Origin of the sequence: Micromonospora sediminicola (assembly GCF_900089585.1) — a bacterium.
Lineage (GTDB): Bacteria > Actinomycetota > Actinomycetes > Mycobacteriales > Micromonosporaceae > Micromonospora > Micromonospora sediminicola.
In genome coordinates this window covers 2,496,117-2,516,321 of sequence record NZ_FLRH01000003.1, presented here as the reverse complement: position 1 = coordinate 2,516,321, position 20,205 = coordinate 2,496,117, and the positions used below count along the sequence as shown (strand labels likewise).

General features: G+C 74.8%; 24 protein-coding genes and 1 pseudogene. 9 read left to right on the top strand and 16 right to left on the bottom strand.

What is annotated here, in order from left to right:
* Positions 1-33 precede the first annotated feature (33 nt).
* Both GA0070622_RS12410 and GA0070622_RS12405 read right to left on the bottom strand, forming a co-directional pair.
* A complete protein-coding gene (locus GA0070622_RS12410) occupies positions 34-480 on the bottom strand; it encodes an SRPBCC family protein (protein WP_091577248.1) in 447 nt (148 codons plus the stop codon).
* 118 nt (positions 481-598) lie between these two features.
* Positions 599-1,330, bottom strand: a complete 732-nt coding sequence (locus tag GA0070622_RS12405) for an SDR family oxidoreductase (protein WP_091573445.1) — start codon at positions 1,328-1,330, stop codon at positions 599-601.
* A 95-nt stretch (positions 1,331-1,425) separates the two neighbouring features.
* On the opposite strand from GA0070622_RS12405, the gene GA0070622_RS12400 reads away from it, so the two are divergent.
* Both GA0070622_RS12400 and GA0070622_RS12395 read left to right on the top strand, forming a co-directional pair.
* Positions 1,426-2,268 carry a LysR family transcriptional regulator gene (locus GA0070622_RS12400; RefSeq protein ID WP_091573444.1) on the top strand — a complete coding sequence of 281 codons (843 nt, stop codon included), beginning with the start codon at positions 1,426-1,428 and terminating at the stop codon, positions 2,266-2,268.
* 51 nt (positions 2,269-2,319) lie between these two features.
* Positions 2,320-2,889, top strand: a complete 570-nt coding sequence (locus tag GA0070622_RS12395; protein WP_091577246.1) for a DinB family protein — start codon at positions 2,320-2,322, stop codon at positions 2,887-2,889.
* On the opposite strand, the gene GA0070622_RS12390 is transcribed toward GA0070622_RS12395, so the two are convergent.
* From GA0070622_RS12390 to GA0070622_RS12355, 8 genes are all read right to left on the bottom strand, one after another.
* Positions 2,886-3,368, bottom strand: a complete 483-nt coding sequence (locus tag GA0070622_RS12390) for a GNAT family N-acetyltransferase (protein WP_091573443.1) — start codon at positions 3,366-3,368, stop codon at positions 2,886-2,888. The two genes, GA0070622_RS12395 and GA0070622_RS12390, sit on opposite strands and share 4 nt — an antisense overlap.
* 186 nt (positions 3,369-3,554) lie before the next feature.
* On the bottom strand, positions 3,555-4,163 hold the full coding sequence (locus tag GA0070622_RS12385; protein WP_091573442.1) for a GTP-binding protein: 609 nt from the start codon (positions 4,161-4,163) through the stop codon (positions 3,555-3,557).
* Positions 4,144-4,533: a DUF742 domain-containing protein gene (locus tag GA0070622_RS12380; RefSeq protein WP_091573441.1), complete on the bottom strand. Its 390-nt coding sequence runs from the start codon at positions 4,531-4,533 to the stop codon at positions 4,144-4,146. Before GA0070622_RS12380 ends, GA0070622_RS12385 begins: the two co-directional genes overlap by 20 nt.
* Positions 4,530-4,955, bottom strand: coding sequence for a roadblock/LC7 domain-containing protein (locus tag GA0070622_RS12375; protein ID WP_091573440.1), 426 nt, complete (start codon positions 4,953-4,955; stop codon positions 4,530-4,532). The genes GA0070622_RS12380 and GA0070622_RS12375 overlap by 4 nt, the downstream gene beginning before the upstream one ends.
* 67 nt (positions 4,956-5,022) lie before the next feature.
* Positions 5,023-7,467 (bottom strand): sensor histidine kinase, encoded by a 2,445-nt coding sequence (locus GA0070622_RS12370; RefSeq protein WP_091573439.1) that lies wholly within the window; start codon positions 7,465-7,467, stop codon positions 5,023-5,025.
* Between the two features lie 80 nt (positions 7,468-7,547).
* Entirely contained in the window at positions 7,548-9,101 is a 1,554-nt protein-coding gene (locus GA0070622_RS33445) for a prenyltransferase/squalene oxidase repeat-containing protein (RefSeq protein ID WP_091573438.1), read from the bottom strand.
* Positions 9,098-9,973, bottom strand: a complete 876-nt coding sequence (locus GA0070622_RS12360; RefSeq protein ID WP_091573437.1) for a terpene synthase family protein — start codon at positions 9,971-9,973, stop codon at positions 9,098-9,100. Before GA0070622_RS12360 ends, GA0070622_RS33445 begins: the two co-directional genes overlap by 4 nt.
* The gene (locus GA0070622_RS12355) at positions 9,970-11,307 is read right to left on the bottom strand and encodes a cytochrome P450 (protein ID WP_176559019.1); all 1,338 of its coding nucleotides are present in this window, start codon (positions 11,305-11,307) and stop codon (positions 9,970-9,972) included. The genes GA0070622_RS12360 and GA0070622_RS12355 overlap by 4 nt, the downstream gene beginning before the upstream one ends.
* 290 nt (positions 11,308-11,597) lie before the next feature.
* On the opposite strand from GA0070622_RS12355, the gene GA0070622_RS12350 reads away from it, so the two are divergent.
* The gene (locus tag GA0070622_RS12350; RefSeq protein ID WP_091573435.1) at positions 11,598-11,846 is read left to right on the top strand and encodes a DUF2630 family protein; all 249 of its coding nucleotides are present in this window, start codon (positions 11,598-11,600) and stop codon (positions 11,844-11,846) included.
* Between the two features lie 45 nt (positions 11,847-11,891).
* Here the strand turns inward: GA0070622_RS12350 and GA0070622_RS12345 are convergent, their stop codons facing one another.
* From GA0070622_RS12345 to GA0070622_RS12335, 3 genes are all read right to left on the bottom strand, one after another.
* Positions 11,892-12,821 carry a serine protein kinase RIO gene (locus GA0070622_RS12345; RefSeq protein ID WP_091573434.1) on the bottom strand — a complete coding sequence of 310 codons (930 nt, stop codon included), beginning with the start codon at positions 12,819-12,821 and terminating at the stop codon, positions 11,892-11,894.
* 171 nt (positions 12,822-12,992) lie between these two features.
* A complete protein-coding gene (locus tag GA0070622_RS12340) occupies positions 12,993-13,637 on the bottom strand; it encodes an HAD family hydrolase (protein ID WP_091573433.1) in 645 nt (214 codons plus the stop codon).
* 57 nt (positions 13,638-13,694) lie between these two features.
* Entirely contained in the window at positions 13,695-14,534 is an 840-nt protein-coding gene (locus tag GA0070622_RS12335) for a carbon-nitrogen hydrolase family protein (protein WP_245666192.1), read from the bottom strand.
* A 79-nt stretch (positions 14,535-14,613) separates the two neighbouring features.
* Here GA0070622_RS12335 and GA0070622_RS12330 point away from each other — a divergent pair, with 79 nt between their 5' ends.
* The 6 genes from GA0070622_RS12330 to mug all read left to right on the top strand — a co-directional run bounded on the left by GA0070622_RS12330 (position 14,614) and on the right by mug (position 18,915).
* Positions 14,614-15,186, top strand: coding sequence for a TetR/AcrR family transcriptional regulator (locus tag GA0070622_RS12330; protein WP_091573431.1), 573 nt, complete (start codon positions 14,614-14,616; stop codon positions 15,184-15,186).
* A gap of 92 nt (positions 15,187-15,278) precedes the next feature.
* The gene (locus GA0070622_RS12325) at positions 15,279-16,202 is read left to right on the top strand and encodes a TIGR04222 domain-containing membrane protein (RefSeq protein ID WP_091573430.1); all 924 of its coding nucleotides are present in this window, start codon (positions 15,279-15,281) and stop codon (positions 16,200-16,202) included.
* On the top strand, positions 16,199-17,017 hold the full coding sequence (locus GA0070622_RS12320; protein ID WP_091577244.1) for an MbnB/TglH/ChrH family RiPP precursor modification enzyme: 819 nt from the start codon (positions 16,199-16,201) through the stop codon (positions 17,015-17,017). The genes GA0070622_RS12325 and GA0070622_RS12320 overlap by 4 nt, the downstream gene beginning before the upstream one ends.
* Positions 17,014-17,460, top strand: coding sequence for an SCO6045 C-terminal-like domain-containing protein (locus GA0070622_RS12315; protein ID WP_091573429.1), 447 nt, complete (start codon positions 17,014-17,016; stop codon positions 17,458-17,460). The genes GA0070622_RS12320 and GA0070622_RS12315 overlap by 4 nt, the downstream gene beginning before the upstream one ends.
* Before the next feature lie 32 nt (positions 17,461-17,492).
* Positions 17,493-18,254, top strand: a complete 762-nt coding sequence (locus GA0070622_RS12310; protein ID WP_091573428.1) for an SDR family oxidoreductase — start codon at positions 17,493-17,495, stop codon at positions 18,252-18,254.
* A 40-nt stretch (positions 18,255-18,294) separates the two neighbouring features.
* Entirely contained in the window at positions 18,295-18,915 is a 621-nt protein-coding gene (mug, locus tag GA0070622_RS12305) for a G/U mismatch-specific DNA glycosylase (protein WP_091573427.1), read from the top strand.
* A gap of 60 nt (positions 18,916-18,975) precedes the next feature.
* Here mug and GA0070622_RS32835 read toward each other — a convergent pair.
* From GA0070622_RS32835 to GA0070622_RS12290, 3 genes and pseudogenes are all read right to left on the bottom strand, one after another.
* Positions 18,976-19,137, bottom strand: a pseudogene (locus GA0070622_RS32835) (ABC transporter permease); the annotation flags it as partial.
* A complete protein-coding gene (locus GA0070622_RS12295) occupies positions 19,134-19,385 on the bottom strand; it encodes a hypothetical protein (RefSeq protein ID WP_091573426.1) in 252 nt (83 codons plus the stop codon). The gene GA0070622_RS12295 and the pseudogene GA0070622_RS32835, both read right to left, overlap by 4 nt.
* Before the next feature lie 75 nt (positions 19,386-19,460).
* Entirely contained in the window at positions 19,461-20,192 is a 732-nt protein-coding gene (locus tag GA0070622_RS12290; protein ID WP_091573425.1) for a dienelactone hydrolase family protein, read from the bottom strand.
* Between the last annotated feature and the right edge of the window lie 13 nt (positions 20,193-20,205).

Below are 20,205 nucleotides of genomic sequence, written 5' to 3'. Positions count from 1 at the left end.
CGGTGCCGGGCTCCAGGCCGAGCATCGACCGCGTCAGGATCGGGGACCGTTCCTCTTCCCCATCGACGCCTCGCCGTTCCAACCGGCCGACTCCAGCACGGCCTTGAGCCGGGCCAGGTCGGCCTCGACCAGCGCGGTGTCCCGCGCGAAGTCGGCGTCGCTCATGCCCGGTCCCCGCCGGAGGCTGAACACCACCTCGGTGCCGTCGCCGTCGGCGATGGCGCGCAGCGGCACGTACACCGTCTCGCCGGACGGCGTCCGCACCTCGTGATCGAGCACGCCGTAGTCGTTGGCCGGCGCGAACGTCAGTGCCGCCCGCCCCTCGGCCGTCTCGACGTACCAGTGCCCGCCCTCGCGCGTCACCGAGCCACCCAGGCCGGGCGCCCAGCGGGGCAGGTTGGCCGGGTCGGACGCGAACGCGTAGACCTCCGCGACCGGACGGTCGATGTGCACACTGAGGTGCCGGGACTGCGTGGCCACGCCGCCGATGATGGCACGCCCGTCCCGCCAGGGCCACGACCGCGGCCGGTCGCCACATAGGGTGTGCGCCGCGTCGGTCGCCACCGGCAACCCGGTCATGTGGTGCTGACCGGGCCGGTCACCACGGCACCACGCCCGCGTCCTCGAAGAAGCCGCCGGTCGGCCCGTCGTCGGGCAGCGTCGCCAACCGGATCGCGACCGCCGCGCCCTGCTGCGGCGTGCGCACCCCGCGGAAACCGTTCAGGTCGGTCGCGGTGAAGCCGGGGCAGGCGGCGTTGACCAGGATGTTCGTGTCGGCCAGCGCCCGGGCGTACTGGATGGTCACCGCGTTGAGCATCGACTTCGACGGCGCATAGGCGACGGACAGCGGCCCGGTCTGCTGCTCGCCGGCGGAGGCGCTCTGCCGGGCGAGCGAGCCGACGCCGCTGGACATGTTGACGATCCGGGGCGACGCCGAGCGGCGCAGCAGCGGCAGCGTCGCCTCGGTGACCCGGACCACGCCGATCACGTTGACCTCCACCGCCGCCCGCACGGTCGCCACGTCGGCGCCGCCGGGCTGCTGCGACATCCCACCGGTCACGCCCGCGTTGTTGACCAGCACGTCGAGACCGCCGGCCTGCTCCTCCAGCAGGCGCGCGGCGGCGGTCACGCTCGCGTCGTCGGTCACGTCCAGCGGTACGCCGAACGCGTCCACGCCGGCCGCGCGCAGCGTCGCCACGGCGGTCTCCCGGCGCCCCTCGTCCCGGGCGCCGACCCCCACCCGCCAGCCGAGCGCCCCCAGGCCGGCCGCGATCTCGTACCCGATTCCCTTGTTCGCGCCGGTGACCAGCGCGACGGTGCGTTCGCTCATGCGGTCGATCCTGGTCGCGCCGCGATCGGGCGGCCAACACCGTCTCGGTAGCGTGCGATACCCGCCGGGTATCGATCCGGGGGTACGGTGGCCGGGTGGAGACCCGGGAGCTGCGCTACTTCGTCGCGGTCGCCGAGGAGCTGCACTTCGGCCGTGCCGCCCGTCGCCTCGGGATCGCCCAGCCTCCGCTGTCCCGGGCCATCCGCCAGCTCGAACGGCGGCTCGGGGTGACGCTGCTGGACCGCGACCACCGCGCCGTGGCGCTGACCCCGGCGGGCGCGGTGCTGCTGCGCGAGGGACGGGCCGCCCTGGACGCGGTGGCGGCCGCCGACCGCCGGACCCGTCGCGCCGCCGCGGACGGCGGTCCCGGCCTGGTCCTGGCCACCAAGGCGGGCGCGGCCCACGAGTTGCTGCCGAAACTGCTCGACGCGTACGCCGCGGAGCCCGAGGCGGTGGCCGTGGAGGTGCTGCTGTGCGGCATCGGCGAGCAGGAGCGGCTGCTGCGCGACGGACGGGCCGACGTGGCGCTGCTGCACCTCCCGTTCGACTCGACCGCCGGGCTGGACACCGAGGCGCTGGTGACGGAGCAGCAGGTGGCGGTGGTGCCGGCGGGGCATCCGGTGGCCGGCCGGACGCAGCTGCGGCTGGCCGACGTCGAGGCGCTGCCCGACCTGCCGTTGCCGCGCTGGCCGCAGCGCGACGGCACCTATCCCGAGGGTCCGGGCCCTCAGGTCCGGGAGCACGCCCAGCTGTTCCAGCTCATCGCGCTCGGCCGGGCCGCGGCGGTGCTGCCGGAGTCGTGCCGGCCCCTGCTGCGCCCCGATCTGGCCGCCGTGCCGGTGCCGGACGCGCCCGCGGTGACCACCGTGATCGCGTGGCCGCCGCACAGCCGGTCGCGCGCCCTGGCGGCGCTGGTCCGCACCGCCACCCGCCTCTAGGTCCTCGGCAGGGGACAGCGCCGGCTCGGGCCGAATGCCATAGTGGCGGCCATGAAGGCGGATCTGCACACCTACCTCAGGGGCGGCCGCGACGCGCTGCTGTGGAAGCTCGACGGGCTCGGCGAGTACGACGTACGGCGTCCGCTGACCCCGACCGCCACCAACCTGCTCGGTCTGGTGAAACACGCGGCGGTGTGGGAGAGCCGCTATTTCGGGATCGTGTTCGGCCGCCCCTTCGCGGAGGAACTGCCGTACGCCGACGCGTCAGCGGAACCCAACGCGGACATGTGGGTGACCGCCGACGAGACCCGTGAGGAGATCGTCGACCTGTACCGTCGCGCGTGTGCCCACGCCGACGCCACCATCGAGGCCCTGGCGCTCGATGACACCGGCGTGGTGCCGTGGTGGGGCGACGCGACGGTCACGTTGCACGCCGTTCTGGTCCACGTCGTCGCGGAGACCCAACGGCACGCCGGCCACGCCGACATCGTGCGCGAGCTCATCGACGGCACGGCCGGGCTGCTGCCACAGCTCGACAACCTGCCCGACGTCGACGACTCCTGGTGGCGGAGCCACCGTCGGCGGGTGGAGCGGTCCGCCCTCGATGCCGGCGCCCGCTAGGCGAGAAGGTCCTTGCGCATGTGCTGGGTGACCACGCGATAGCCCGACGTCCGGTAGAGCGACGCGGCCCGCTCGTTGGCGCCGAAGACGTTGAGTTCGAGCGCCCGGGCGCCCCGCTCCCGGGCCGCCGTCTCCCCCGCGGCGAGCAGCGCCCGGCCCAGGCCCGCGCCGCGCCGCTCGGGCGACACCTCGATGTCGTAGAGGAAGGCACAGTCCGGGACGCCACGCGGATGGGTCAGGCCGATCCACAGGTGGCCGACCGGGGATCCGTCGGCCGTCTCGCCGATCAGGAAGAGCATGTCGGGGGTGGCCATGCCCCGGGGTAGCAGGGTGGCGTTGGCCGCCCGGGCCCGGTCGAGCGCCTCCTCGGCCGGCCAGTTGCCGGCGGCGACCTGTTCCCGGGCGTAACCGGCGGCGAGTTCGTGCTGCCAGTGGTCGAACTCCTGCGTGGACATCGCCCGGACGGTCACCTCGGTCATGTGCGCCAGGCTCTCACGACCTGCCGGCCCAGGCCGGCCCGGTGCTCGCGCACCGGACGCACGGCGCTGCTGCGGCGCGTCGGCACCCGCCGGCAGGAGCCGCGGCTAGCGATATACCTCAGCGTCATAGTCATGACTCTGCGGTATATCGCGGGAAAGTAGGGGCCAACCGCCGAGTGGTGACAGTCAGTCGCCGGCGGCCCGACGGCGCGCCTCACGCAGCTTCATGGCGTGCTCCAGCAGCGTGATCAGCACCTCCTTGGCCGAGTCCCGCTCCCGCGCGTCGCACAGCACCACCGGCACGCCCGGGTCCAGGTCCAGCGCCGCCTGCACCTCGTCGAGCCGGAACGTCCGGGCGCCCTCGAAGCAGTTCACCGCCACCACGAACGGCGTGCCCCGGCCCTCGAAGTAGTCGATCGACGGGAAACAGTCGGCCAGCCGGCGGGTGTCGGCGAGCACCACCGCGCCGAGGGCGCCGAGCGCCAGCTCGTCCCAGACGAACCAGAACCGGTCCTGCCCGGGCGTGCCGAACAGGTAGAGCACCAGGTCGTCGCTGATGGTGATGCGGCCGAAGTCCATCGCCACGGTGGTCGTCGACTTCTCCTCCACACCGGACAGGTCGTCGATGCCGATGCCGGTCTCGGTCAGCACCTCTTCGGTGCGCAGCGGCCGGGTCTCGCTGACCGCGCCGACCAGGGTGGTCTTGCCCACGCCGAACCCGCCGGCGATCAGGATCTTGATCGCGGTGGGCAGCGGCGCCGCTCCCGCCGGCCGCTCAGAGCGCCCGTAGTCCATTGATTACCGCCTCGAAAACGTGCTCGTCGGGAAGGCCGGCGGGGGTGGCGCGCGGCTCGCGTACCTGCACCAGGCTGCGGGCGGCGAGGTCTCCGAGGAGGACCCGGACCGTGCCCACCGGCAGGTTGAGATGGGCGGCGATCTCGGCCACGGACTGGATCCGCTGGCAGAGGCCGACGATCGCCACGTGCTCCGGGCCGAGCCCGGACTCCGACCCCACATCCGTGCGGGTCGCGCTGACCAGGGAGATCAGGTCGAACGTCCCGGTGACCGGGCGGGCCCGGCCTCCGGTCACGGCGTACGGGCGCACCACCGGGCCGGCGTGGTCGTCCACCCACTCCTGCTCCGCGGACTCCCCCGGGCCGGTCATCGCGCCGTGTTCTCGCCGAGGGGCTGTTCCCGGGTCGGTGATGCCACGAACCGGCCGACCCGGGTGACCAGCATGGCCATCTCGTACGCGATCAGGCCGACGTCCGCGTCCTCCGCCGCCAGCACCGCCAGGCAGGCGTTGCGGCCGGCCGCGGTGACGAAGAGGAAGGAGGACTGCATCTCGATGATGGTCTGCTGCACCTGACCGCCGCCGAACCGCTTGCCCGCCCCGCGGGCCAGGCTCTGGATGCCCGCCGCCATGGCCGCCAGGTGCTCGCCGTCGTCCCGGCTCAGGCCGCGGGACGAGGCCATCAGCAGTCCGTCCGTGGAGAGCGCCACGGCGTGTTCCGCCTGCTTGACCCGGCCGACCAGGTCATCCAGCAGCCACGCCAGATCCGCGCTCGAAGCCGTCTTCTGCGCCACTCGTCGTCCTCTTCTCCCCGGCTGGTGTGCCGTTCTCGTCCCGGTCCCGTCGCGTCGACGGCCCCGGTCAGGTGGCCTGCTCGTTCTCGTCGGCGGGCGCGCCGCCGGCCCCACGCGCCCCGCCGAGCAGGCGCGCCGCGTCGGTGCGGCCGCGTCGCGTGCCGCTCTGGTAGGAGCTCATCATCCGGCGCACCTGCTCCGGCGGGCGCGCCGTGTCGTCCGCCCCGTCGTCCTCCGCCTCGCTCTGGTCGTTGCGCAGCTCCGGATTGAGGCTGGCCTGGCGTACCCGGACCGGCAACCCGGCGTCGGTCACCGCCGGGACCTCCTCGGTCCCGACCGCCGGCCCGGGGGGTTCGACCACGGCCAGCTCCGCGGTCGGCGCGGCGACCGCGGGCTGCCGTTTGCGGGTACGGGCCGGCAGCCCGGAGGGAGTCAGCCGAGGCGCCTGCGGTTCCGGTTCGGCCGCGGTCGTACCGTCGTCGGTCGGCTCGGTCGGCTCGGTCGGCTCGGTCGCGGCGTCACCGGCCTCGGTGGTCGGGGCCGCGACCGGGTCGGCGGCGGGTGGCGCGGCCGGCGGCAGCGCCGGCGCGACCGGGCCCGCCGTCAGGTCGGCGGATCCGCCCGGGTCGTCGCCGTCCACGGTGATCAGTTCGCGCGGGATCAGCACCACCGCGGTCGTGCCGCCGTACGCGGACTCCCGGAGCTGGACCTTCACGCCGTGCCGCTCGGTGAGCCGGCTGACCACGAACAGGCCGAGCCGGGCCGCGTCCGCCAGGTTCAGCTCGGACCGGTCGACGATGCGCGCGTTGGCGGCGGCCAGCTCGTCGCCGCTCATGCCGAGGCCACGGTCCTCGATCTCGATGGCGAAGCCGTTGCCGACGAGCTGACCGCGCACCTCCACGGTGGTCTGCGGCGGGGAGAAGGAGAGGCCGTTCTCGATCAACTCGGCCAGCAGGTGGATCACGTCACCGACGGCCCGGCCGGTCAGCGACACCGGGCCGAGCGGTCGCACGGTCACCCGGGTGTAGTCCTCGACCTCGGCGACCGCGCCCCGCACCACGTCGACCATCGGCACGTTGCGCCGCCAGGCACGGCCCGGGGTCGAGCCGGAGAGCACGATCAGGTTCTCCGCGTTGCGCCGCATCCGGGTGGCCAGGTGGTCGACCCGGAACAGGTCCTCCAGCTCCTCGGCGTCGTGCTCCCGGCGTTCCATGGCGTCGAGCAGGGTGAGCTGGCGGTGCACCAGCGCCTGGGTGCGCCGGGCCAGGCTGAGGAACACGTCGCGGACGCTGCGGCGCAGCTCGGCCTGCTCGACGGCGGTGCGGACGGCGGTCTCCTGCACCCGGTTGAAGGCCCTGCCGACCTGGCCTATCTCGTCGTCGCCGAACTGCAACGGCGGCGCTTCCCGGGCGACGTCCACCTCCTCGCCGTGACCCAGTCGCTCCACCACGCTGGGCAGCCGCTCGTCGGCCAGCCGGATGGCGGCCCCGCGCAGCCGTTCGAGCTGCCGGACCAGCGACCGGGCCGTGGTGATCGAGACGATCACGGACGCGACGACGGCGATCAGGCCGAGACCGGCGGCGAGGACCAGCCGGACGATGACGCCGATGGCGACCGGGGTGGCCCGGGCGACGATGTCCTCACCACCGGCGAGGATCACCTCGCGCAGGTCGGCCATCGCCGGCTCGGCGGCGGCCCGCCAGGCCGCGGCGGTGATCGGCGGGCGCACGTCCTCACCCTTGGCCGCCAGCACCCGGTCCTGGAGGGTCCGGAGCGCGACGAACGCCTCCCCGTCGATCATCTGCTGGTAGCGGACCCGGTCGGTCGGGGCGAGTTCCCGGGCGGTGCGGTCGGCGAGGAACCACTGGGCGCCGACCAGCCGGGCGAACGCGGTCTGCTCGGCGACGGTCAGCCGGTTGGCCGAGACCGCGCCGGTGAGCAGGGCGTCCTGTTGGGACAGCAGCTCCCGGGAGCGGTTCAGGTCGATCAGCGCGGCGGTGTCCCGGGCGATCTGGTCGTCGTCGAGGCCGCCGAGGGCGTCGAAGACGGCGAAGATGCCGTCGACCGCCTCGTCGTAGGCCGCCAACGTCGCGGTCCGGTCGATGGTCTTGCGGCCGACCTCGTCGCGGACCTGGGCGAGCTGACCCAGCTCGGTCTTCAGCTCGGCGAGCCGCTGCTCCAGCTCGTCGCTGGCCGGCACCTCGGTACGCCAGTCCTGCACCGACTCCCACAGCGCGGTGGCGGTCTCGTCGGTGCGCGCCCGCTGGGCCTGCAACTCCTGCAACTGCCCGGGATCGGACTCACCCAGGTAGCGCAGCGACAGCCGGCGCTCGTTCTGCAACTCGAGCAAGAGCGGATCGCTCGGCTCGAACACCCGGGCGTTGAGCGCCTGCACGCCGAGCAGGTTGAACCCGTCGCGCACGGTCACCCAGGCCGCGAACGCCCAGAGCGCGGTCAGCGACGCCAGCAGGGCGATGATCTTCGTACGGAGATTCGTACTGCGGGAACGCATCACACCGTCCTGGCCCGGTCTTCGGTCGGTCCGAAATCCGATCGACTCCGGCGCACGCTAGCAGCCGTCGTGAACTCCATTCAAGCGATCCTGATCATGGTGGCTTCCGGGTGCGCCGACCCCCGACCGGTGTGCCCCGAGGCGGCCAGCACCGCTGCGCGCACGATCAGCGTCGGGCGGTAGAGGTCCTTGTCGTGCCACAGTGCCGGACCGCCGTCGCGTCCGTCCAGGTCGGACAGGAGAGCCCGCCCCCGGGCCAGCGCCGCGCCGATCCGGGCGTCGCCCGCGCGGCCCGCGCCGGCCAGGGCGAGCACCGCGTACGCGGTCTCCTCGGCGGTGCCGCGCCAGCGTCCCCAGGAGCCGTCCGGCCGCTGGGTCGCCAGCAGCCAGCCGACGCCCCGCTCGACCGCGGTCCGCGCCGCGCCGTCGGGCGCGTGGTCGGCCAGCGCGAGCAGCACCGCATACGTGGCGTAGTAGGCCGAGGCGTGCCACCGGTCCTCCCACCGCCCGTCGGACTCCTGCCGCCCGACCAGCCAGTCGGTGACCCGGCGCCGGGCCGCCGTCACGCCCGGCCGGCTCGGGTGCTCGCCCAGCGCGTCGAGCACGTGCGCGTTGGTGGTCAGCGACGCCCCGTCCTCCCCCGGCCAGGTGCAGAAGTGCCGCCCGGTGTCGTATCCGGCGAGCGCGCCCACGCCGGGCGACCGGCCCAACCGGGCGAGCGCGTAGAGCACGACGGAGGTGGTGTCGGCGTCGGCCGGCAGCCCGGGCGCGGTGGCCGCGCCGGACGCGCCGACGGCGGCGCGCAGCCCGGTCAGCACCCGCTCGGGCACGCGCACCGGGACGCCGGCCCGGACCAGGACGGCGAGCACCCACGCCCGCTCGAAGACGGTGATCGGGCTGGCGCAGGGCACCGGACCGGACCGGGCGACCGCGCGCAGGTAGTCCAGGGCGGGACCGGGCTCGGGCCGGCCGAGCCAGGCGGCGGTGGCGGCCGGTGAGGCGCCCACCGCCCCGCTGGCCGAGGGACGCACGCCCGGCGCCCGGTACGCCAGCTCGCCGGCCACCTCCAGGGCGTGCGCCAGTTTCTCCGGCACGGGCCGGCCGGCGGCCAGCAGTCCGCGTACCCGGGTCAGTCGGGTCGGGTCCAGACCGGCCGGCAGCGGCAGGCGGGGCCGGCCGGCCCAGTCGGCCAGCCCGGGCGGCGGACCCGCCGGCGCGTCGAGGAGCCGGTCGACGGCGGCCAGCAGCGCCGGCACGATCAGGTCGGTGGCCGGCAGGTCGGGCGGGGTCTCCGCGCGCAGCGCGGCGGCCAGGAACGCCAGGCCCCGGTGCGCGGCGGCGGCCGGCAGCGGGGCCGGTCCGCCGCGGCGCAGGTCGGTCAGGAGCGCCTCGACCGCGCTCAGCGTCGGCACGATCGCGTAGCCGCCCGCAGCGCCCCACCCGCCGTCCGGGCGCTGCCGGTCGAGCAGCCAGGCCACCCGTTCGCCGTGGCCGGGCAGCCAGGGCGCCAGCGTGACCAGCCGACCGGTCTCGTAGACCGACGGCGAGGTCCCTCCCGCCGGCTCGTCCACGAGCGCGCCGACCGGCTCGGGCGCGGGCCCGAACCGGGTCTCCGGCTCGGCGGTGAGGCTCACCGCACGCCCCAGAAGTCGGTGTGCCGGTAGAACCCGGTGGTGAAGCCGAGCTGCCGGGACAGGAACTCGGCCTCCCGGGGCGACTCGTCCGCCAGCTTCGCCAGCCGGACGCGGCAGTGGTCGACCTGCTCGGCGAACCGCCGTTCGACCTCGGCCGGGTCGTCCACCAGCAGCAACGCGTTGAGGTCGCCCGACTCCGCGTCCCGCCGGTGCGTGCCGAGGTCGTTGACCAGCCGCAGGGCCCGCTGCACCTCGTCGGCGACCTCGATCAGCCGGTCCAGCGCGGCGGGGTCGACGACCGATCCGGTGTGGATCCAGTGGGCCACGTCGACCACGGTGGCGGCGAGGTTGTCCGCGTTGTCGAGGTAGTCGGCGAGCGTGGGTCGGGTGGTGCGCCGCCAGGTCCACTCCCGGGCCATCGCCCGCACCGTGCGCTCCATCGTGGCCCGCCAGCGTCCGCGCAGCGCCGGGTAGGCGGGCGCGGCGGCGACGTCGTCGCGCAGCTCGGCGAGGAACCGGCCGAGCGGGTCGTCGGCGTCCGCGCCGTCGAGCACGGCCAGGCAGGTGTCGGAGATCCGGTCGACCTCGGCCCGACTGGTCGCCTCGTGGTCGACCAGCCAGTCGACGGCGAATCCCCAGAGCACCGCGCGGTTGGTGACCGCCAGCTCCGCGGCGGTGTGCCAGGGGGCGCTGAACGCCATCGCCGAGGCGATGCTGCTGAACAGGGTGGCGTCGAACGGCTCGCCGGGGAACAGGTCGGGGTGCGCGGCGGCGGCCCGGCGCAGGCCGCGCTGCCCGTGCGCGGCGAGCGCGCAGATCCGTCCCTGCTCGGCGGCGGCGGCGATGGGATCCGGCAGCGGTCCGCCGGTCACGCCGGCTCCGCCCGGCCGGCGGCGAGCAGGGTCAGCTCGACCCGCCGGCGTGGCCGCAGCGCCGCCGCCAGCCGCAACCCGGGTACGTCGGTGCGGTCCAGCCGGAACCGGTAGCGACTCAGCATCGTGGCGAGGATGAGCTGGGCCTCCAGATAGAACAGGTACATGCCGAGGCACTGGTGCGGACCGCCGCCGAACGGGAAGTGGGCGTAGCGGTGGCGGGCGCGGACCCGCTCCGGGCGGAAGCGCTCCGGGTCGAACTCGTCCGGGCGGTCCCAGAACTGCCGCATCCGCTGGGTGATCAGCGGGCTGACCGCGATGGTGGCGCCGGCTTCGATCGGCACGCCGTCGATGACGTCCGCGGCGACCGCGCGACGCGGGATGATCCAGCCGATCGGGTAGAGCCGCAACAACTCGTCCAGCACCATCCGGGTGTAGGTGAGCCGGTTCAGGTGCTCCCGGCGCACCGGCCCGGCGCCGACCACCGCGTCGATCTCGGCATAGAGCCGCTCGGCGACCTCGGGATGCTGGTGCAGGTGCGGCCAGGCCCAGGTGAGCACGTTGATGGTGGTCTCGGTGGTGGCGGCGAACATGGCCACGGTGTCGTTGCGGACCTGCCGCTCGTCGAGCTGCCGGCCGTCGTCGGTGCGGGCCCGCCAGAGCGTGGAGATGATGTCGTCGCCCTGGTCGGCGGCGTCACGGGTCTGCCGGACGATCGGCACCAGCACGTCGTCGACGACGCGTACCGCGCGGCGGAACGCGCGGTCTCCCGGCATCGGCAGCGACAGCGGCGCGAACGGCACCACGATCCGCGGGATGACGGCGGTGGCGATCCGGTCCTGGGCGTCGATCACCCGCATCGCGTCCGGCACCGAGATGCGGTCGGCGAAGAGCACCTTCATGATCGCCCGGCTGACGATGCGGGCCTGCTCGACGCCGATGTCCACCGGCCGGCCCGCGCGGTAGGGCTCGTCCAGCTCGTCGACCGCGTCCCGGACGGCGTCCGCCATGCCGTCGACGAGCGCCTCGACCCGCTTCGCGGTGAACATCGGCTGGAGCATCCGGCGGCTGGCCGACCAGATCTGGCCCTCGCCGAGGATGCCCTCGCCGAACAGTCGCTTGACCGGGCGCCAGAACAGTCCGTCGCCGGCCCGCTCGTAGTTGTCCGCCCGGTCCCGCAGCACGTGCTGCACGTGCCGGGGATGGGTGACCAGGTAGGGGCGGAACGAGCCGAGGTTGAGCCGGACCAGGTCGCCGCCGGTGCGGTTACCGACGTCGATCAGCGCCCGGGCCGGGTCGCGCAGGACGGCGGGCAGGATCTGTCGCAACGGCACGGTGTGCGGGCGGCCGGCAGGCCGGTACGGGCCGGACGAATCGGCCACCTGAACGCTCCCTCGGGTTGCTGAGGGTCGCCGCCCCGTCGCGACCCGTGAAACGTTGCTCGTGAGCATGCCATCCTGAGCGACGAATCAAAAGACGGGGCGGAGGATATTTCACGTAACAACAATCTCTTTGTCGAGAATGGAGCCAGTGGGACGTGCGTCACGCGGGAAGTCTTTCTGGTGCCCGGGCGTGGTCCCCCGGAACGCGGGCGCGGGCGCGTCCGCTGTGCCAAGCTTCGGGCATGGACGACAAGACCATCCTGAGCCGGATCTCGGAACTCGTCGACGAGGAGCACCGGCTGCGCTCCGACGCGCAGCAGCACGAGGCCGGCACCGACGACGAGGCCCGGGAGCGGCTGCGCGCCCTGGAGGAGTCCCTGGACCAGTGCTGGGACCTGCTCCGTCGCCGCCGGGCCGCCCGGCAGGCGCACGGCGACCCGGACGCCCAGGGCGAGCGCCCGGTGCCGGAGGTCGAGCGCTACCTGCAGTGAGCCGAGGTCCCGGGCGGGACGACTCCCGCCCGGGACACCCGTTGGTCAGCGGATCCCCGCCTCCCGGAGCAGCACCTCGGTCAGCGCCACCGGGTCGGTGTCGGCGGCGGGCAGTCCGCGGGCGGTGAACCAGGCCGCCACCACCCGCACGTCGCGGGCCAGGAACTCGGCCCCCTGTGGGTTGGCCACCACGTCGACCACCTGCGGCAGATCGATCATGACCAGCCGGCCCGCGTGCACCAGGAGGTTGTACGGCGACAGGTCGCCGTGGGCGTACCCGGCCCGGGCCAGCACCAGCAGGGCCTCGACCAACTGCTCCCACAGGTCGCGCAGCCCGTCGTCGGTGGGTCGGACCTGGGCCAGCCGGGGCGCGGCCTCCCCCGCCTCGGCGTCGCCGACGAACTCCAGCATCAGCTCGGTGCCGAGCAGCTGGACGGGATAGGGCACGGCGATCCGCCCGGAGGCGGCGCCGATCTCCCACAGCCGGGACAGCGCGTCGAACTCGGCCGCCGCCCACTGCCCGGCGATCATCTGCCGGCCGAAGGCGGTGCGGCCGGCCATCGCCCGCATCTCCCGCGACCGGCGGACCCGGCGGCCCTCCAGGTAGCCGGCGTCACGGTGGAAGAGCCGGTGCTGGGCGTCGCGGTAGCGCTTGACCGCCAGCAGACAGGCGCGGTCGGTGTCCGGCACGGCACGGCGGACCAGGTGGACGTCCGCCTCCTTGCCGGTCTTCAGCACGCCGAGTTCGGTGTCCCGGGCGGCCAGCTCGGTGACCAGCCAGTCGGGATGCGGCTCGGGGCCGTGGACCGCCTGGTCCCAGGAGGACCAGGTGTCCTCCGCGTCGGGCTCGGCGTCGGGGTCGGTGAGGGTTGGCGGGGCGTGCCGCCCCCGCTTCAGGAAATCGGGCTCGTCGTCGTCGAAGCGGCTCTTGCCGCGGCCACGGCGCTGCGGCGCCGGGATGTCGTGATCGCGCACGGGTGGATCTGTCCTTCGATCGAGGCTGGTGGAGGCAGGTGGAACGACCCTGCAAAGACGGCCATGACCGACCTCCTCTCCTCGACCGGGCGACACCCGGCTGCGCCCTCGCGCGGCACCATGCTCGTGCGCCGCGCCGGACGGCGCAACCGGTTTTCGACCCCGCCGCGCTCAGCCCGCCAGCACGGCGGCCACGGCCGGGATCAGCCCGTCCTCGACCCGGGTCGGCGCGAACCGGGTGTCCGACCAGCGACGCCCCCGGTGCAGCCAGACGCTGGGCAGGCCCACCGCGGTCGCGCCGCCGATGTCCGCCTCCGGACTGTCGCCGATCACCCACGCGCCGCGCAGCGGCATCCGGGCCCGCTGCGCGGCGAGCGCGAAGATGCGCGGGTTCGGCTTGCTGACGCCGGCCTCCTCGGAGATCACCCAGTCGGCGACGTAGCGGTCCAGGCCGGTCTTGCGAATCTTGGTGTCGTCCTGCCGGGCGGTGCCGTTGGTGACCACGACCGGCACCCAGCCGGCGTCGGCGGCGATCCGCAACGCGCACGCCACCAGCGGGTCCAGCCGCATGAGCGCCCCCACCCCGTCGTGCAGCTCGTCGACCAGGTCGATCGAGGGGATGCGCAGGCCGTAGCGGTCACGGATGGCGTCGGCCACGTCCCAGCGGTTGGTCAGCCCGTCCGCGTCGACGGAGACCAGCCAGTCGAGGTCGGTGGGCGGCGCGCCGATGCCCTCCAGGAAGCGTTCTCCCCAGGAGCGGAACGGCCCGTCGCGGTCCAGCAGGGTGTTGTCCAGATCGAGCAGGAGCAACGGCACTTGGGCACCCTACGGGAAGGGTCGGAGCACCGACAGGGCCGAGGGCCCCCCGCGCGCTCAGGCGACGAGTGACGCCCGCGGGTCGCCGTCGTCGGCGGGCCGGTCGAGCAGCATGGTGTGGGCCGCGCGGGTGGCCGCCAGGGCCTCCGGGTCCAGCGTGGCCACCAGCACGTCCTCGCCGGTGTCCGCGCCCCGGGCCAGCGGTCGGCCCTCCGGGTCGTAGACCGCCGCGCCACCGTTGAACCGCCAGGGATCGGCGCCGCCGACCGCGTTGGCGAAGACCACGTACATCGTGTTGTCCAGCGCGCGGGCGGCGTAGTAGAGGTCCCGGCGGTGCGCGGAGCCGGCCAGGTAGCCGCTCGGGCAGAGGTAGCCGTGCGCGCCGTCGCCCGCCGCGGCCCGGCCGTGCTCCGGGAAGCAGCCGTCGTAGCAGATGCCCAGGCCGAACCGCCACTGCTCGACCACCAGCGTGGCGCCCCGCCGGCCGGCGTCGAACAGCTCGCGCTCGCCGCTCCAGAGCTGCTGCTTGTCGTACCCGACGGTGACCGCGCCGGTCGGGTCCACCACCAGCGACGAGATGGTGCGCCGCCGGTCGGGCTGCCGGACCGCCGCCCCGATCACCACCGCGGCTCCCGCCTCCCGGGCGGCGTCACGCAGCGGGTCCAGCCTCGGGTCGTCGACCCGGCCGTCCGGGTCGGCGGCCACGTCCGTCCCGGCCGGGTCGGCGCCCAGCGTCGGCGGGTGGTACGCCGGCAGGAACAGCTCCGGCAGCACCACGACGCGCGCGCCGGCGCGCCCGACCAGGCGCGCGGCGGTGCGGGCGTTACCGGCGACGTCGCCGGGCACGGGTTCGGCCTGCACGGCGGCGACGGTCAGCGGGCGGGAGGGGAGCGACACGACCGGGATGCTAGCGGACCCTCTCCCAAGCCGTACGTACGGTTTGCGTCGACCGTCTCCACCTGCGACGATCGTTCCCGTGCCCAGAGTAAGTCAGGACCAGCTCGACGCGCGCCGACAGGAGATCCTGGGCGCCGCGCGGGCGTGTTTCGCCCGGCACGGCTACGAGGGCGCGACCGTGCGACGGCTGGAGGAGGCCACCGGCCTGTCCCGGGGCGCGATCTTCCACCACTTCCGGGACAAGGACTCCCTCTTCCTCGCCGTGGCCGAGGACGACGCCGCCGCCATGGTCGAGACCGTCGCGCGCAACGGCCTGGTCCAGGTCATGCGCGACCTGCTCGCCCGGGCCGTCTCCCCGGACACCACCGGCTGGCTCGGCAGCCAGTTGGAGGTCTCCCGCCGCCTGCGCACCGACCCGGCCTTCGCCAGGCGCTGGGCGGAACGCTCGGCCGCCATCGCCGAGGCGACCCGGGAACGCCTGCTCCGCCAGCGCGAGGCCGGCGTGCTCCGCGACGACGTGCCGATCGACGTGCTGGCCCAGTTCCTGGAGCTGGCCTACGACGGGCTGGTGCTGCACCTGGCGATGGGCCGCCCGGCGGGCGACCTGAGCCGGGTGCTCGACCTGGTCGAGGAGGCCGTCCGCCGGCACTGAGTCTCGGTCCGGTAACTCGGCCCTCCGCGGAGATCGACACTGGCGCTCCTGCTCCACAATGAGCCGCGACCCCCTCGCGACAGGAGCAGCCCATGACCGTCCTCGCGGCCGACACCTGGGGCATTCCCGGCCCCGTCTTCCTGCGCTGGTACCTCGTGGCCGCCGTCGTCCTGGTCGTGGGCACGGCGGTGTACCGGTTCCGGGCGCTCGCCGGCACCCCGGTCACCGACCACGGCGCGCTCGGACCGCAGCAGGTCGCGTACCTCAACGGCGGCGACCAGCTCGCGGTCTGGACCTCGCTCGGCGGGCTGCGCCGGGCCGGCGCGGTCGGCGCGCACCCGGACCGGCGGCTGGTCCCCGGCGGCCCGCTGCCAGCCGGCGTCACGCCGCTCGACCAGGCCGTCCACCACGCAGCCACCCGTGGCCTGCGCAGCCGCGAGCTGGCCCGCGACGAGTGGGTCCGGCGCGCGCTCGACGAGCTGCGCGACGGCCTGGTCCGCCGGGGCCTGGCCCTGGACCAGGACCGACGCCGGGCACTGCGGCGCGGCGCCCTGCTGATCGGCGTCCTGCTCGCGATCGGCTTCCTGCGCGCCTTCGTCGGGCTCTCCCACAGCCGGCCCGCCGGCTTCCTGATGCTCACCCTGGTCCCGCTGTTCATCGCGTTCCTCCTGTTCAACCGCGTGCCCTGGCGCACCCGGGCGGCCACCGCCGCGCTGCGCGACCTGCGTCGCCGGCACGCCTGGCTGCGGCCCGCAGCCGCACCGGCGTACGCCACGTACGGCCCGTCGGACGCGGCCCTGGGCGTGGCCCTGTTCGGCACCGCCACGCTCTGGACGATGGACCCGGGCTTCGCCGAGCAGGCCGAGATCCAGCGACAGGCGATGGGCTCGGCGGGCAGCACGGGCACCTCGTGCGGCGGCGGCAGCTCCTGCTCCGGGGGCAGCTCCTCCTGCTCCGGCGGCAGCTCCTGCTCCGGCGGCGGGGGTTGCGGCGGCGGAGGGGGGTGCGGCGGATGAGCGGCCCGTCCGGGGTCGGCATCGGCTGGCGTCCCGAGATCGCCGGCTTCGTCGCCGGGCTGCCGGGGCTGCGCTTCGTCGAGGTGGTCGCGGAGGCGGTCGCCCCGACCGGGCCGCTCCCGGCCGGCCTGGCCGAGCTGCGCGAACGCGGCGTCACCGTCGTACCCCACGGGGTGCGGCTGTCCCTCGGCGGCGCGGAACCCGTCGACCCGACCCGGGTGGCGCACCTGGCCGGGGTGGCGGCGGCGCTGGAGGCGCCGCTGGTCAGCGAGCACATCGCGTTCGTGCGCGCCGGCGGGTTGGAGGCCGGGCACCTGCTGCCGCTGCCGCGCAGCCGGGAGGCGGTGGCCGCGGTGGTGGCCAACGTACGGCGGGCGCAGGCGGAGCTGCCGGTGCCGCTGGCGCTGGAGCCGATCGCGGCGCTCTTCGACTGGCCCGACGACGAGCTGGACGAGGCCGACTTCCTCACCGAGATCCTCGCCGCCACCGACGCGCTGCTGCTGCTCGACGTCGCCAACGTGCACGCCAACGCCCGCAACCGGGGCAGCGACCCGACCGCCCTGCTCGACCGGCTGCCGCTGGACCGGATCGCCTACGTGCACGTGGCCGGCGGCGCCGAGGCCGGCGGCTTCTACCACGACACGCACACCGACCCGGTCCCCGCCGAGGTGCTCGACCTGGTCCGTGAGCTGTGCGCCCGACGCCGCCCGCCGGCGCTGCTGCTGGAACGCGACGGCCACTACCCGCCCGCCGCCGAGCTGCGCGGAGAGCTGGACGCGCTCGCCACCGCCTCCGGGTATCCGGTGGTCACGTGAGCGGCGACCTGGCGGCCCGACAGGCCGAGCTGGTGGCGGCGCTGGTCGCGGGCGGGCCGCTGCCGCCCGGCTTCGCCCCGACGCCGGTCGACGCCGCGCGCCGGGCGCTGCTGCGCAAGCGGGCCGGCGACGTGGCCCGGCACTGGCCGTTGCTCGCCGCCGGCCTCGGCGCCGACTGGCCGGCCACGTTCACCGGCTGGGCGGACGGCCGGCCCACCAACGGCTCGCTGCGCGACGGCTGGGACCTGGCCCGCGAGCTGCGCGACCGGGGCGCCCTGCCGCCGCTCGGCGCGGAGGAGCTGGCCGCGCGCGAGGCCGCGAGCCGCTACGACGGCCGCACCGCGCCCCGGCCCCGCCGCCTCCCGGCCGTCGCCCGGGCCGGCGGCGCCGTCGCGGCCCAGCTCGCCGGCCGGGTACGCCTGCTGCGACCCGCCCCGCGCTGACACGCGCCCTGCGGTACGGCAGGATCGGAGGCATGGATCTCGGACTCGCCGACCGGGTGTACGTGCTCACCGGCGCCTCCGGCGGCCTCGGCTTCGCCACCGCCGAACAGCTCGTCGCCGACGGCGCCCGCGTGGTGATCTCCGCTCGGGCCCCGGAACGGGTGGCCGCCGCGATCGACGCGCTCGGTGACCCGGAGCGGGCGATCGGGCTGACCGCCGACCTCACCGACCCGGGCACCCCGGAGCGGCTCGTCGCGGCGGCCCGGGAACACTTCGGCCGGCTCGACGGCGCGCTGGTCTCGGTCGGCGGCCCGCCCCGGGGCACCGCTGCCGAGGTCACCGACGCGCAGTGGCGGGAGTCCTTCGAAACGGTCTTCCTGGGCAGCGTCCGGGTCGCGCGCACGGTGGCCGGCGCGCTCGGCGACGGCGGCGCCATCGGGCTGGTGCTCTCCACCTCGGTCCGGGGGCCGCTGCCCGGGCTCGGCATCTCCAACGGCCTGCGGCCCGGCCTGGCCGGCGTGGCCAAGGACATGGCCGACGAGTACGGCCCGCGCGGCGTACGGGTGTTCAGCCTGCTGCCGGGGCGGATCATGACGGACCGCAACCGGGAGCTGCTGGCCGCCGCGGGCAACGCCGACCGGGCCCGCGCCGAGGCCGAGGCGGCGATCCCGCTGCGCCGCATCGGCGACCCGGCCGAGTTCGGCCGGGTGGCCGCGTTCCTGCTCTCCCCCGCCGCCGGCTACGTCACCGGGGTGAGCGTCCCGGTCGACGGCGGCGCCCTGCGCGGCCTGTGAGTGCGTCCGGGGTGGCCTCGCGGCCGGTGGGGGCGGTTCGGTGAGTGATCGACGTCGTCCGGCCGGCGGCCGACCCGAGCCCGCGCCCGGTCCGGGCACGCCGGCCCGGCGCCACCCCCGACCCAGCCGGGAACAGCTCGCCGCCGCGGCCGACCGGCTGCTGCCCGACGTGATCGCGCCCGGGCTGGACGTGCTCTTCGTCGGCATCAACCCGGGCCTGTGGTCGGCCGCCACCGGCTGGCACTTCGCCCGCCCCGGCAACCGGTTCTGGCCGGCGCTGCACCGCGGCGGCTTCACCCCGCGCCAACTGCACCCCAGTGAGCAGGACACGCTGCCCGCCCTGGGACTGGGCATCACCAACATGGTGGCCCGGGCCAGCGCCCGCGCCGACGAGCTGACCGCCGAGGAGTTGGTCGACGGCGCCCGCGCGCTGACCGCGAAGGTCGAGCGCTACCGGCCGCGCTGGGTGGCGGTGGTCGGGGTGACCGCGTACCGGATCGGGTTCGTCCGGCCGAAGGCCGGCTTCGGGCCGCAGCCGGAACCGCTCGGGCCCGCCCGGCTCTGGGTGCTGCCCAACCCGAGCGGGCTGAACGCCCACTTCACCCCGGAGACGCTCGGTGCCGCCTTCGGCGAGCTGCGCGCCGCGGTCGCCGGCGGATAGCCGGGAACGGCGACTATGCCAGCCGTTCCATGCGGTTCCAGCCGGACCAGCCGCGCTCGCGTCGGTGCCGGTGTCGATCGCGCCGCCGAAGACGTAGACGAACCGCAGCATGAAGGCGATCGGCATGATCACGGTCGTGATGATCGTGTCCGGGCTGCGGGCGATGTGGCGCAGCGACCGGCCCAGGAGAACAGCGGTGTCACCGAGCATGTGCCGGTTCATCGCTGTGCCCCCGGGCGCCCGCCGCGCAGCACCGTGACCTGCGCGAACGACTTTTCCAGGCCCCGGACCTCAATGGCGGGGCGGTCCGTCTGGTTGCTCATGACGCTCGGCATGAGCGGTTGACGCTGCGTCAGGGTCGAGCCCGCGAAGCGGACGGTCCGACGGCAGCGCGGGCCGCTGCGGTCGATCCGCAGCAGGCGCTGCCCCTCGTCGTCGTCGATCTCCCGAACCTGAACGTGGTCGGCCACGCCGACCAGTGTTCGCTGAACGCGCCGATCGGGAGCTGATCCCGATCGGCGCGTCGCGGGCTGCGGGTGGCGGTGTCAGCGGAGGTGCCGGGCGAAGAACCGTAGCGTGCTGTCCATCTCGAATGCCGGGATCTCCCCGTGCTTGCCCGGGTTGGCGTGCAGCGTCTTCTCGGCTGAGGCCAAGGCGTCGAACAACGCCAAGCCCTGGGCCTGCGGCACCCGCTCATCGTCCCACTGCAGCAGGAACTCCACCGGGACCGTGATCCGCGCGGCGGCCTCGGCTGATGCCAGCGCCCCGCCCAGGCCCAGCACTGCCGCGCGGACCCGGGGTTCGGCGGCAACGAATGGAACGCCGAGTCCGCAACCCAACGACACGCCCCAGTAGCCCACCGGACCAGCACCGACGTGCTCGAGTTGCTGGACCGCCTCCAGGACTGCCCGCCATTCCGGGACGGTCTGGCGGGCTACGAGCGCCTGGAAACCAGCGATCAGCGGAGCCAACTCTTCCCCAGCGTCCACGCGAGCCTGGTTCTCGGTGGCGATCCGGTTGTACTCCTCGACCTTCGGCCGGTCGCCGTGGCCGGGCACGTCGACGGCCGCCACCGCGAAGTCACACTCGGCCACGAAGCGGCGCGCACGGGCCACGATGCCGGGGTCCTTCTTGTGTTGACCGCCGCCGTGTCCCATGAGGACAAGGGGACGAGTACCGGCGGCACCTTCTGGGGTCCACAGCACGCCGGGAATCTCACCGAGGACAAAGAGCTGTTCGGAGACACCGTCGGACGACGTCTCAGAGGTGAAGCGCATAGCGTTCAGCCTT

Coding starts and splice junctions, on each gene's coding strand:
- GA0070622_RS12290 (WP_091573425.1), bottom strand. CDS start 20,192: ATGCGCTTCACCTCTGAGACGTCGTCCGACGGTGTCTCCGAACAGCTC.
- GA0070622_RS12390 (WP_091573443.1), bottom strand. CDS start 3,368: ATGACCGAGGTGACCGTCCGGGCGATGTCCACGCAGGAGTTCGACCAC.
- GA0070622_RS12320 (WP_091577244.1), top strand. CDS start 16,199: ATGAGCGGCCCGTCCGGGGTCGGCATCGGCTGGCGTCCCGAGATCGCC.
- GA0070622_RS12385 (WP_091573442.1), bottom strand. CDS start 4,163: ATGGACTACGGGCGCTCTGAGCGGCCGGCGGGAGCGGCGCCGCTGCCC.
- GA0070622_RS12370 (WP_091573439.1), bottom strand. CDS start 7,467: ATGCGTTCCCGCAGTACGAATCTCCGTACGAAGATCATCGCCCTGCTG.
- GA0070622_RS12405 (WP_091573445.1), bottom strand. CDS start 1,330: ATGAGCGAACGCACCGTCGCGCTGGTCACCGGCGCGAACAAGGGAATC.
- GA0070622_RS12395 (WP_091577246.1), top strand. CDS start 2,320: ATGAAGGCGGATCTGCACACCTACCTCAGGGGCGGCCGCGACGCGCTG.
- GA0070622_RS12325 (WP_091573430.1), top strand. CDS start 15,279: ATGACCGTCCTCGCGGCCGACACCTGGGGCATTCCCGGCCCCGTCTTC.
- GA0070622_RS12310 (WP_091573428.1), top strand. CDS start 17,493: ATGGATCTCGGACTCGCCGACCGGGTGTACGTGCTCACCGGCGCCTCC.
- GA0070622_RS12380 (WP_091573441.1), bottom strand. CDS start 4,533: ATGACCGGCCCGGGGGAGTCCGCGGAGCAGGAGTGGGTGGACGACCAC.
- GA0070622_RS12350 (WP_091573435.1), top strand. CDS start 11,598: ATGGACGACAAGACCATCCTGAGCCGGATCTCGGAACTCGTCGACGAG.